The sequence below is a fragment of the Agreia bicolorata genome, from assembly GCF_000938265.1.
Classification (GTDB): domain Bacteria; phylum Actinomycetota; class Actinomycetes; order Actinomycetales; family Microbacteriaceae; genus Agreia; species Agreia bicolorata.
In genome coordinates, this window is record NZ_JYFC01000002.1 from 213,428 (window position 1) to 225,899 (window position 12,472).

Here is a 12,472-nt window from a genome sequence, read left to right on the forward strand (position 1 = left end):
CTGGTTTGCTTAGACGGCGATGCCCGCGCTGCGCTCTTCACGCAGGCGTGCACGGCGTTCGAAGCGCGGCTCGGCTCCGGCGGCGCGGGCACCGAGATAGATCAACTCGCGCACCGCCCATCCGAGAAGCACCACGAGCAGCAGGTTGCGCCCGGTGAGCAGCATGGCCACGCCCGGGTGTCCGGCGATGAGCTGCATGTAGAGAATCGGGAACACGAAGGTGGTGAGCACCGAGATCGCGACCATCAGCAGCGCCGGGACGCGCCAAGCTCGCCAGCCCTGCGTAATGCCCACGGCGATGATCGGGGCGAGCCACAGCATGTATTGCGGTGAGCCCACCTTGTTGAAGACGACGATGGTGGTAGCCAGAGCCAGAGACGCGACGAGCAGCAGCTTCTGGGTGTCGGCACCGCGGTGCTTCGCCCAGACCACGAGGGCCAACACCCCGACAACGGCGAGCGCCATGGCCGGCGTCATCAGCGCAACGGCGATGTGATCGTAGGGCCCGACCACTTCGCGCGTGGCGATCGCGGTGTTGTTGACGATGTGGCTGCCGGGCCGGTCGAAGATCGCGAGCCAGAGCCACGGCGTCGTAACGGGCGCCTCGAGTTGAAGACCCCGCGAGGTCTGCATCTGAGCGAAGCCGAGGAGGTACTGCAGGCCGCCCATCGCCCACACGATCACTGCGACGCCGACCGAGAAGACGGCACCGGTGGCGATGGCGATGCGGCGGCGCGGGAACGCCCCCAGGATCGCGAGGAAGATCGCGGCGGGCCAGACCTTGATCCAGGTGGCCAGTGCAAGAAGAGCGGACGCGACGATGGGTCGGCGAGCGATCATAACGAGGGCGATGATCACCAGGGGAGCGGTGATGCCCTCGAGGCGAAGCAGAGCCACGGGGCTGAGAAGGGTGAGGATTCCGAGCCACCACCACGAGGCCAGGATTCCGCGACGCGAGCGACCGCGGTCGGAGAGCACAACGATAGACGCGGCGTTCAGCGCAGCGATCAGCACGAACCAGAGCAGCTGGTAGAACTGTGGGCCGGCGATGTTGGAGATGGAGATCGGGAGGATGGCGCCGATCGGGTAGACCCACTCGAAGTGGATGCCCGGCCACTGGCCGAAGGTCTCCGCGGCGACGGCCCAGCGTCGGTACAGGGGCAGATCGCCCTCGACGGTTCCGGCGAGAATGTTCGGAAGCAGGCCCAGGAAGTAGACGATGTGGAGGCCGACGAAGCCCCAGACGAGAGTGCGTGGCTTCTCGAAGACCTCGGACTCGGGGATAGCCGGTCGTACGAATCGGTCATAGAGAGTCTGCCGAGCGATGCTCGGTGCAGTTAGTTCAGTTGTCGCCACTCTATCGACCGTAGTGTCGAACGCCTGCGAATGAGCAGGGATTCACCTTGTGGTTACCTGACCGTCGCTTCCCGGACACCCTGCGGGGGCGTCCGGCATGGCGAATCGTCAGCGACTCACGGCCCCGTCTTGACCGCTTGAATCGTGTAGCTGAGGGGCGCGACGCCCGCTCGCTCGTCGAGGGCGAACTCGCCATCGGGGCGCATCAGCATCTGCCCAGGAAGGGCTCTCCACGGCACACTGTCGTGCTCGACGAGCATGGTGAGTGTGAGGCCCGCGTTCAACAGGGCTGTCACGATCTCGCCGATACCGTGATTCCACTCGTACGTCTTCGTGGCCGTGATCGGCCTGTCGGTCTCGACGTAGCTCGCCTCGTCGTTCCACTCGAGCGGGTCTGTCTGCTCGAAGTATGGGAATCGCAGGTGCAGGTCGTCGGCCAGTCGCTCGTCCATGGTCCAGAGAATCGGGTGCCCCTCGCGCATGAAGAGACGCCCTCCCGGCTTGAGCAGGCTCGCGACCACAGCCGCCCAGCGCTCGATGCTGGGCAGCCAGCACAGAGCACCGATGCCGGTGTAGACGAGATCGAACCCGTCTTCGCCGAGAGCGTCGACCGCCGAGTACACGTCGGACTCGACGAAATCGACCGCGTCGCCCGATTCCTCGACGAGGGCTCGCGCCTCGTCGAGGGCGACCGGCGAGAAGTCGAGTCCTGTGACGTGGGCGCCGAGCCGGGCGAGCGAGAGGGTGTCTGTGCCGATATGGCACTGCAGGTGAACAGTTCGCAGCCCTTCGATTGGGCCGAGGCGCTCGCGGTCGAATCTGACCACGTCGGAGATGAGGTTCCTGTCGTCGATGTAGCGCTGCACCTGGTATCCCACCCCGGTGCGCACGGCGTGCGCAGACGCGCGGTCGTTCCAGTTGTCGCGATTCGCGTTCAGATAGTCGGTCATGGTTGGCCTCTTCCTGCCGCCGGCGGGCGAGCCGACCAGGATAACAGCCGATGCCCATCCCTGTCAGGATGGGTGGATGCCCGATTTCTCGTTCGACGACCTCCGCCGTTTTCCCGACGTCGAGGCTCCCAATCTGTTCGCGGTCGACGCGAGCGACAGACTGATCCTCGACGAGGCGGCCGATGCGCTGGCGTCGGCGGCCGCCGGCGAGGTGGTCGTGATCGGCGATCGCTATGGGGCGCTGACGCTCGGCGCTGCCGGTCTGCACGGGGCCACGCGCATCCGGGTTCAGCAAGACGCGCTCACCGGTGAACGGGCGCTGGCCCGCAATGCCGACCGCGCGGGGCTCGCCGACTCGCACGAGTCGATGCCGTTCGACGCTTCGCTCGTCGAGGGTGCGACCGTTGTGCTCATGCAGCTTCCGCGCACGCTTGCCGCTCTCGACCAGGCGGCCGCGCTCATCGCGCGCCACGCGCATCCGTCGGTCGTGGTCTTCGCGGGCGGCCGCATCAAGCACCTCTCGATCAGCATGAACGAGGTGCTTTCGAAGCACTTCTCCGAGCTGCGGGTGAGCCTGGCGCGCCAGAAGTCCCGGGTGCTCGTTGCCTCGGCCCCGATCGGAACGAGCGACGCGGGCTCCGACACCGTGCGCAGCGAGTTCCACGACGAGCTCGGACTGTGGGTCGCAGCGCAGGGCACCGCGTTCGCGGGCACGAAGCTCGATATCGGCACCCGCTTTCTGCTGTCGTTCATTCCGCAGATGGCAGTGCATCCCGATGTGGCCATCGACCTCGGATGCGGCACCGGTGTTCTCGCCGCCGAGATCGCCCGGGCCCGGCCCGAGGCGCGGGTGATCGCGAGCGACCAGTCGTCGTCGGCCGTCGCATCCGCCCGCGAGACGATGCGGCTGAACGGGCTCGAGGGCCGGGTCGACGTCGTGCGCGACGACGCCTTGCGCTCGCAGCCGGATGCGTCGGCCGGGCTGATTCTCTGCAACCCGCCGTTCCACGTCGGTGCGGCCGTGCACGCGGATGCCGCCCTCGGGCTGTTCCGCGATGCGGCGCGTGTTCTGGAGTCGGGCGGTGAGCTCTGGACGGTGTTCAACAGCTCGCTGTCGCACGCGGCGACTCTGCGCAAAATCGTGGGACCGACCGACGTGGTCGGGCAGAACGCGAAATTCACGGTGACGCGCAGCAGCAGGCGCTGAGCCGCCCGCAGGCAAGGCTCAGGGAACGCCGTGATAGCGTCGAGACCGCAGCCAGGGAGGTCAGATGTCGCGTTCGCTCGGCCTCACCGCAGAGGCCCGCTCCGCCGTCTTCGCGCCCCTCGCCGGCCCCGGTCGCAGCGAGCAGGTCGAGCAGCGGATGCGCGAGGCCATCGTGCTCGGGCTCGTCGGGCACGGCGAGCGTCTGCCCCGTGAGACGGAGCTGGCGCGGCAGTTCGGTGTGGCCGTGTCGACGGTGCGCGAAGCTCTCGACGCGCTGCGCGGACAGGGGCTCGTGCGCACCACGCGCGGACGTGACGGGGGCAGCTTCATCACGTCGAGCGCGGAGGGGCAGCGCGAACTTCTCGCGGCCCGTCTCTCGCGGTTCTCACGGGCACAGCTGCACGATCTTGCCCTTCAGCTCGGGGCGATCAGCGGAACTGTCGCCGCCACGGCCGCGGCGCGGGCCACGTCGAGCGATCTCGAGAATCTGCGCTCGATCACGCAGTCGATCGATTTCGGCAACGAGGTCTCCGCCCGTCGTGGCGAGGCGCTGTTCCGTGTGGAGGTGGCGGCCGTCGCCCAGTCGCCTCGGCTGGTAGCCGAGGAGCTGCGTCTGCAGGCGGAATACGGACCCCTGCTCTGGTTCGGCATGCGCGATCAGGCTCTGCGCGATGCGGTGCACCGCGCACAGCTCGCCCTCGTCGAAGCGCTGAGCGGGCGCGACGGGGTGGTCGCCCGGGCCGTCGTCGACGAGCAGCTCTCCGCCCTGACTGCCAGCGCCATCTCGTTCTCGGATGCGCACAGCACGAGCGCGGACGACACTGCGGGCGCGCCGATCACGCTCGATGACTGCGCATCTCTCGTCGTCGACACCTTCGACGCCGTCTTCGGAACGCTGGGCCGGGCCCGCGACGCCTTCGCCACCACGCTCGCGAGCCTTGCGCATCCGATCACCAAGGCGACCCTCGACGGCAGCGTGCGCGCCCTCGCCGAGGCCGAACTGGTCGACGGCGCCCAGCTGGTGATCGGGGCGGGCTTCGTGGCCACGCCCGGATTCGTCGACGATGCCGCCTGGCACCTCGCGTGGTGGGTGCGCCAGGCGGGCGACCCGCTCGTGCAGCGGCTGCCGCCTCGGCAGTTGGCGGTGGTGGAAGACCCGGAGTCGGAGTTCTTTCGGGATTACACGCGACTCGAGTGGTGGCGGGGCGTGGCCTCGGGCGAGGCGAGCCACGTCACGGGCCCCTACGTCGACTACCTCTGTACCGACGAATTCATCCTGACCCTCACCATGCCCGTGTTCGATGCGTCGGGCACGCAACCGGGCGTCGCGGGCGTGGATGTGACGGTGTCGGCACTCGAGGCCCGGTTCCTGCCCGCGTTCGGTCGGCTCGGCGAACGCATCACGCTGGTGAACGCCCAGTCGCGGGTCGTGCTCTCCACAGATCCGGCGATCGCGGCGGGCACCCTGCTGGTCGAGAACACTGCGTCACCCGAGGACGGGGAGCGCGTGCCCTGCGGCACGCTGCCCCTCGCTCTCGTGCGTCACTGAGCGGCTCAACGAACCCACTGAAGTGCGGAAAATGGCCGCTTCCTCACACGTTGAAGCGGCCATTTTCCGCACTTCGATGCGGCGGCGAGGCTCAGTCGGTCGAGGTTCCGCGCTTCAGGGTCTGTCCGGTGAAGAAGGCGGGGTTCACCGCGCGCATCACGAACATGAGCACGACGCCCGCGAGCAGCAGGAACGCGCCCAGGATGAAGACCAGGCCGAGCCCGCCGATGTTCGATCCGCTGCCGTAGTCGGGGTTCATCGAGTCGATGAGTGTGGTCACGAAGATGACCGCGAGGATGATGCCGCCGACGAGCGGCGCGAGGAACTTGAAGAAGAACGACCGCGCGCTCGAGAACGCCTCTTTTCGGAAGTACCACACGCAGGCCAGAGCGGTGACCCCGTAGTAGAAGCAGATCATCATTCCGAGAGTGAGGATCGTGTCGGTGAGCACGTCGTTCGACAGCACGCGCATCACCGCGTAGAAGCCCCAGGCCACGACGCCGGCGATGATCGTGGCGAAGCCCGGTGACTTGAAGCGCGGGCTGATCGACGCGAAGCGCTTGGGGAACGCCTGGTAGTGGCCCATCGCCAGCATCGTGCGGGCAGGGCCGACGAAGGTCGACTGAAGCGACGCGGCCGAGCTTGACAGCACGGCAAGAGACAGCAGGATGGCGAAGGGCCCCATAATTGGTCCGGCCAGCGCCGCGAACACGTTGCCCGAGATGTCTTCGTTGCCGAGTCCGAGCTCGCCCGTTCCGATGCCGGAGAACATGAGGCTCGCGACGGCCACGAGGATGTAGAGCACAAAGATGATGCCGACGGTCAGCGTCGCGGCGCGACCCGGCGTGGTCTTCGGGTTCTTGGTCTCTTCGTTCATCGTGAGGGTCACATCCCAGCCCCAGAAGATGAAGATCGAGAGCGAGACGCCCGCGGCGAAGGCCGAGAACGAAGGAACTCCGAACGGGTTGAACCAGTCGAGGCTGAACGGCGTGGCGTCGAAGGCCGATCCGTCGGCGAAGTGAACGATGGCGGCGATGGCGAACCAGACGAGCACCACGAGCTGGAATCCCACGAGCCAGTACTGCAGGGACTTCGTCGTCTCCATGCCCCGGTACGACACGTAACAGGCGCCCACCATAAAGACCAGACAGGTGAGGATGTTGATGGGGATGTTGCCCGCGAGGTCGGCGATGTCGGGATTCTGAGTGATCTGCGCGATCGCCAGATAGAGGAAGTCGACCGCGACACCCGCGAGATTCGAGAGCACCACCACCGTGGCGACGATCAGACCCCATCCACCGAGCCAGCCGAGCCACGGCCCGAAGGCCCGCGTCGCCCAGGTGAACGACGTGCCGCTGTCGGGCATCGCGTTGTTCAGCTCGCGGTAGCCGAGGGCCACCAGCAGCATGGGCAGGAAGCCGACGAGGAAGATGCCGGGCATCTGTGTTCCCACCGCTGCGGCCGTCGGGCCGAGCGAGGCTGTGAGCGTGTATGCCGGAGCGATACACGAGATGCCGATGACGGTGGCGCCGAGCAGACCTATCGAGCCGGCGGAGAGGCCTTTGGATGAGAGACCCGTCTTCGCATCTGCGGCGTCGATGAAGTCGACTCCGGCGTCATTGCCTGAACCGCCTCCGCTCCCGTTCCCTGAGCCTGTCGAAGGGGCTGTGTTCTTGCGTGCCATGATGAAAGATCCTTCTGCAGAGGTGGGGCGCTACGCAGCGTCGTTCGGAACGACGATGAGGGGCACGGGAAGGGAGTGCAGCATGCGGTTCGCAGTGGTGCCGAGGAAGATGCGACTCGGGGATGCGAGTCGGCTCGACCCGACGAAGGCGATCTCGTCGTCTCGCCATCCGAGGGCCTCCACGGCGGCCTCGACACTCGGGCCTTCCGCGACCTCGGTCGACAGGATACCGTCGGTCTTCTCGCGTTCGGAGAAGTAGTCGAGCACGGTCAGAAGATGCTCATCGCTGGTGATGGGGCGGGAATCTCCCGCTCCGACCTCGACCAGGGTCACGAAGCGCAGCTCCACGTCGAGCCCCTCGGAGATCGCCACCATCGAGTCGAGCAGGGCCTCCCAGCCGGGACGGGTTCCGATGGCACAGGTGATGCGGCTGATGCGCTCCGGCGCCCGATAACCCCGAGGCGCGAGCGCAACGGGAACCGGCGAGGCGTGCAGCAGAGCGTTCGCGACGCTGCCGATAGAGAAGCGCTGGAGGATTCCCGTTCGGGCAGCCCCGACGACGATGCGGTCGGAGTCGAATGCCTCGGCCGCCTCGATCAGACCCTCGGAGACCGACTCGGCCCACAGCACGTGGGTGGTGGCCGTCACGTCGGCGGGCACATTCTGGATGGCCTCATCCAGCCATAGCTGCGCCTGCTGGGCGATGATGCCCTCGTAATCGGCGGCGGATGTCGGTACCTTCGCGGGCACCGCCGTGCTCTGCGGCAGAACGAGGCAGATGCGCAGCTCGGCCTCGGTGAGCCGGGCGAGCGCGATGCCGAGTTCGACGGCCTCGCGGCCGCGCTCGGTGGCCTCGTACGCCACGACGTAGTTCGCTGTGCGTGTCACTTCGGTGCTCCTTCGATCAGTGGTCGTGGGTCAGGCCGCCGTCGGTGCTCGGCGCGTGGTGGTCGTGGCCCGCGTGGTCGCCGTGGTCGTGACCTGGCATGCAGTGCGCGCCGGGACTCGGCTCCACGTCGATCGACGGATTGCGGTCGAAGAACGAGACCGGCTTCATCCAGAACGACACGGTGTCACTCGGCATGATCGGCCAGTCCTCCTGGCGCGTGATGTGGTGGATGCCGAATACATACCAGAGCACGACGTCGGTGTTGCGCACAGGGCGTTCGGCCTGAATCCATTCGGGCAGACCGTGGTCGATCGAGCTCTGGTTCACGAACTCGCCCGATGGCCAGCGCTCGTTCTCGTCGTTGGGCGTGACCCAGACGGTGTGGCCAATCACCTGGGCGCGCTCGAGCACGGCCGAGCCAGGGGCGAAGAACGAGGGGATGGCTCCGCCCGGAACCAGCTTGTACGCGACCTGGTTTCCGATCGTGTTGCGCTTGTTCTCGTTGACGACCTTCCAGGCGCGCTGCGTGTTCCAGTCGAAGTCGTCGTGACCCTCGACCTCGATCGGGGTGTTGGCCTGAACGAGCGCGAGGCCGTGCGGATTCTCGTCGGAGATCGGCACGATCTGCGTCTCGGAGCGGTACACCGTGTTCTCGGTGCCGTCGATGTCAAGGTCCATGCGTGCCACGATGAAGTGCTGGTGGAACGGCGCGTAGGTGCGGTTGTCGACCAGTGTTCCGTTGGGATGCGCCTGGCCCTCGGCGATGTGGGTGACCACCATGATGCCGGTGGCGCGCACCTCGCACTCGATGTTTCCGTCTTGATAGAAGCGCCAGTAGACGAGGTATTCGTAGTTGGCAACGGTCACGTGGAACGAGACGACGAGTCGGCGCATGCGCCGCACCTCGGCGCCGGCGTCGTGGTCGACGTGCTTCCACAGAACGGCGTTGTCCTCCTCGTGGATGCAGAAGGCGTTCGGGATCGCGTAGGGCTCGCCCTTCGAGTCGTGCATCACGGCGTCGATGTAGCGGATCTCGCCCAGGCAGTCGCATCCGAGTTCGAGAGACGTGGTCATAAAGCCGAGGCCCCACTCGCCGATGTCGAAGGCGGTGCGGCGGAAGTGGTCGACGCTCGGGTCGCGGTAGGGCACGACCATCTCGGAGAACGAGAGGCGGTTCGCGATGGAGCGCACCTCGTCGCCGTCTTTGTACGAGATGGAGTGCAGAGTCATGCCCTCGCGATAGTTGAATCCCACCCGCAGCGACCAGTTCTGCCACTCGACGAGGTTGCCGTCGACTGAGAAGCTCGGCCCCTCTGTCTGCACGATGTCGAGGGGCTTGAGCGGCGGGCGCTTGTAGTGCTCGCGGATGCGCTCCGGGATGAGGTGCGGCACGTACTCGCCCATGATTTCCGGCGTATCGATGGTGAAGCTGTCCTCGATCTCGAGCAGCTCCATGGTGTTCACGTCGATCACGCAGTGGAAGCCGTTGACCGGGCCGGCGTAGGGGTTCGCGCCGGGCTGCGACTTCACCCAGGTGTCACTCCAGCCGAGGCGGCGCCCCTTGTACTTCTCTGGGATCACGGCGGCGCCGTACGTCCACGTGTCCATAAAGACGAGGTCGAGGTCGGTGATGCCGCGCTTGGCGAGGGCGGCGACCACGTCGGGGTTCGCGCGCAGTGCCGCGTCGGCCTCCTCCCACTCATCGACGGTGAAGTTGGCCTGCACGTCGGGCACGTGGGTCCACTCCTTGAGGGCATCGGATGCGAGCGACACGACGGCGACGTAGGTCGCGTTCTCGCTGCGGTTCAGCACCACGAGGCGCGCCAGGCGCTCGGGAACCGTGCCGTCGACCTCGAACTGCCTCACGGCGGCCTTCGACGGCTCCACCATCTCGATCGAGGCGAAGCGCCAGCCGGGGCCGACACCCTTCTCGCGCTTCAGGATGGCAGAGGCCGCGCGGAATTCGTCGGCGTTCAGCGGGTCGAGCGGGTGGAAGGTCATGGGGTGTTTCCTTTCTGGGAAGCGTGGACGGCGTCTTCGAGCACGCCGATCCCCTCGAGCAGGAGGGCATCGTCGATCACGAGCGAGGGGAGCAGGCGGATCACGTTTCCGTAGGTTCCGCAGGTGAGGATGATGACGCCCGCCTCGAGGGCCGCAGCGGCCACGCGTTTCGTGATGTCGGCATCCGGTTCTGCGGTGCCGGGACGCACGAATTCGATGGCGAGCATCGCGCCGCGCCCCCGCACGTCGCCGATCACGCCCGTGGCGTCGGCCAGAGCCCGCAGCCGCGGCATCACGATCTCTTCGATGTGACGCGCACGGCCGGCCAGGTCGTGCTCGCGCATCTGGGCGATGGATGCGACGGCCGCGGCACACGCGATCGGGTTGCCCCCGTAGGTGCCGCCCAGGCCGCCGGGGTGCACGGCATCCATCAGCTCGGCGCGGCCGACGACCGCGGCCAGCGGAAGTCCGCCTGCAATACCCTTGGCGAGGGTCATGAGGTCGGGCACGATGCCCTCGTCGTCGCTGGCGAACCAGGAGCCCGTGCGGGCGAAGCCCGTCTGCACCTCGTCGGCGATGAAGACCACGCCGTTGGCCGTGGCCCAGGCGCTGAGGGTGGGGAGGAAGCCCGGAGCGGGAACGATGAAGCCGCCCTCGCCCTGGATGGGTTCGATGATGAGGGCCGCGACCTGATCGCCGCCGAGCTGCTTCTCGATGGCCAGGATGGCGCGGTTCGCGGCGTCGACACCCGAGAGGCCTGCCTCGTCGCGGAAGGGGTACGACATGGGCATGCGGTAGACCTCTGGCGCGAACGGTCCGAAGTTGGTCTTGTAGGGCATGGCCTTGGCGGTGAGCGCCATCGTGAGGTTGGTGCGCCCGTGATAGGCGTGATCGAAGGCGACGACCGCGTCGCGTCCGGTGGCGAGGCGGGCCACCTTGATGGCGTTCTCGACCGCCTCCGCTCCGGAGTTGAAGAGCGCGGAGCGCTTCTCGTGGTCGCCCGGCGTGAGCTCGGCCAGCAGCTCGGCGACTTCGACGTAGCCCTCATAAGGCGTGATCGTGAAGCAGGTGTGCGCGAAGTGCGTGGACTGCTCCGTGACGGCGGCGGCCACGGCCGGGTTGGATGCTCCAACGCTGGTGACCGCGATGCCGGCACCGAGGTCGATGAAGGAGTTGCCGTCGACGTCGACGACGACCCCGCCATCGGCATCCGCCGCATAGACGGGAACGAGCGACGAGACGCCCGCCGAGACCGCTTTGCGGCGCCGTTCGGTGAGAGCTGCCGACTTCGGCCCCGGGAAAGTGCCCGTGATGCGCCGCTCTTGCGGCAGGCGATGCGTGATGGTCATGAGAGTTCCTATTCCAGCGACGACATCACGTGCTTGATGCGCGTGTAGTCCTCGACTCCGTACATCGACAGGTCTTTTCCGTAGCCCGAGTACTTGAACCCGCCGTGCGGCATCTCGGCGGTGAGCAGGATGTGGGTGTTGATCCACACGGCGCCGAAGTCGAGGTCGCGCGAGACCCGCATCGCGGTGGCGTGGTCCTTCGTCCAGACGCTGGAGGCGAGGGCGTAGCGCACGTCGTTCGCGAGCTCGACGGCCTCCTCCTCCGTGCTGAACTTCTGCACCGTGATGACGGGACCGAACGTCTCCTCCTGCACGATGTCGTCGCTCTGCAGCACGTTCGTGATGACGGTCGGCTCGAAGAAGAAGCCGGTGTCGCCCACCTGGTGGCCGCCCGTGGCGATGACGGCGTGGTCGGGAAGCGACTCCACCTTCGTCTTCACGTCGGTGAAGTGGTTGATGTTGTTCAGCGGGCCGAAGTAGTTCTCGCTGTCGTCGGCGTTGCCTGTCTTGCGCTCTTTCGCCTCGCTCGACAGCGCGTTGACGAGCTCGTCGTGGATGGACTCGTGCACGAGCACGCGGGTGATCGCGGTGCAGTCCTGGCCGGCGTTGTAGAACGAGAAGTCCGCGATCGCCGCGGCGGTCTTGGCCACGTCGACGTCGCCAAAGACCACGGCCGGCGCCTTGCCGCCGAGCTCGAGGTGGGCGCGCTTCAGGGTCTTCGCGGCACCGGATGCGACGGCCATTCCCGCGCGCACAGATCCGGTGATCGAGACCAGCCCGGGGGTGGGGTGCTCGACGATCGCGGCGCCTGTGGCCCCGTTGCCGAGAACGATGTTGAGCACGCCGTCGGGCAGGATGCCCTGGCTGATGCGAGCGAGTTCGAGGGTCGATTCGGGGGTGGTGTCGCTGGGCTTCAGCACGATCGTGTTGCCGGTCGCGAGAGCGGGGCCGATCTTCCAGATCGCCATGAGGAAGGGGAAGTTCCACGGCGTGACCTGGCCGACCACGCCGATCGGCTCGCGGCGCACATACGACGTCGTTCCCTCGATGTACTCTCCGGCGCTCTTGCCTTCGAGCAGGCGGGCGGCCCCGGCGAAGAAGCGGATCTGATCGGCTCCTGCCTCGACCTCGTCGGTGCGGATCGTGTCGCGGGGCTGACCGGTGTTGCGGTGCTGCGCCTCGACGAGTGCATCGGCGTTCGCCTCGATCGCGTCGGCGAGCTTCAGGAGCGCCAGCTGGCGGGCGCCGGGTGTGAGCCGGGCCCAGGGCTTGAAGGCGGCTTTGGCGGCCTTCATCGCGACGTCGACGTCGTCTGCGGTGGAGACGGGCGCCTGCGCAACGGTCTCGCCCGTGGCCGGATTCACGATGTCGAGCAGCTCGGAGCCCCCTGGCGTGACGAACTGGCCGTTGATGAAGTTCTGGAGCGTGGGCGTGGACACGGATCTCATCCTCTGCGTTGAGTGGCGGAACAACCTGATCGGCTGGGG

9 protein-coding genes are annotated in these 12,472 nt (G+C 67.0%); 2 read left to right on the forward strand and 7 right to left on the reverse strand.

The window, feature by feature from the left end:
• Positions 1 to 9 precede the first annotated feature (9 nt).
• On the reverse strand, positions 10 to 1,356 hold the full coding sequence (locus tag TZ00_RS04550; RefSeq protein ID WP_052521271.1) for a glycosyltransferase family 87 protein: 1,347 nt from the start codon (positions 1,354 to 1,356) through the stop codon (positions 10 to 12).
• 116 nt (positions 1,357 to 1,472) lie between these two features.
• Complete coding sequence (locus TZ00_RS04555; protein ID WP_044439663.1) at positions 1,473 to 2,306, reverse strand: class I SAM-dependent methyltransferase; 834 nt, start codon at positions 2,304 to 2,306, stop codon at positions 1,473 to 1,475.
• Between the two features lie 76 nt (positions 2,307 to 2,382).
• Between TZ00_RS04555 and TZ00_RS04560 the strand changes: the two genes are divergently transcribed.
• Both TZ00_RS04560 and TZ00_RS18670 read left to right on the forward strand, forming a co-directional pair.
• Entirely contained in the window at positions 2,383 to 3,513 is a 1,131-nt protein-coding gene (locus TZ00_RS04560) for a class I SAM-dependent methyltransferase (protein WP_044439665.1), read from the forward strand.
• Between the two features lie 64 nt (positions 3,514 to 3,577).
• The gene (locus TZ00_RS18670; protein WP_052521272.1) at positions 3,578 to 5,062 is read left to right on the forward strand and encodes a GntR family transcriptional regulator; all 1,485 of its coding nucleotides are present in this window, start codon (positions 3,578 to 3,580) and stop codon (positions 5,060 to 5,062) included.
• Positions 5,063 to 5,153: 91 nt separating this feature from the next.
• Here TZ00_RS18670 and TZ00_RS04570 read toward each other — a convergent pair whose 3' ends face one another.
• From TZ00_RS04570 to TZ00_RS04590, 5 genes are read right to left on the reverse strand one after another with little or no spacing between them, the layout of a single operon-like run.
• The gene (locus TZ00_RS04570) at positions 5,154 to 6,746 is read right to left on the reverse strand and encodes an APC family permease (protein WP_084605918.1); all 1,593 of its coding nucleotides are present in this window, start codon (positions 6,744 to 6,746) and stop codon (positions 5,154 to 5,156) included.
• 30 nt (positions 6,747 to 6,776) lie between these two features.
• On the reverse strand, positions 6,777 to 7,634 hold the full coding sequence (locus TZ00_RS04575; RefSeq protein ID WP_044439667.1) for a universal stress protein: 858 nt from the start codon (positions 7,632 to 7,634) through the stop codon (positions 6,777 to 6,779).
• Between the two features lie 16 nt (positions 7,635 to 7,650).
• Entirely contained in the window at positions 7,651 to 9,636 is a 1,986-nt protein-coding gene (locus tag TZ00_RS04580; RefSeq protein WP_084605919.1) for a primary-amine oxidase, read from the reverse strand.
• Positions 9,633 to 10,985, reverse strand: a complete 1,353-nt coding sequence (gene gabT / locus TZ00_RS04585; RefSeq protein WP_044439669.1) for a 4-aminobutyrate--2-oxoglutarate transaminase — start codon at positions 10,983 to 10,985, stop codon at positions 9,633 to 9,635. Before gabT ends, TZ00_RS04580 begins: the two co-directional genes overlap by 4 nt.
• Positions 10,986 to 10,993: 8 nt before the next feature.
• Positions 10,994 to 12,433, reverse strand: a complete 1,440-nt coding sequence (locus TZ00_RS04590; protein ID WP_044439670.1) for a gamma-aminobutyraldehyde dehydrogenase — start codon at positions 12,431 to 12,433, stop codon at positions 10,994 to 10,996.
• Positions 12,434 to 12,472 lie beyond the last annotated feature (39 nt).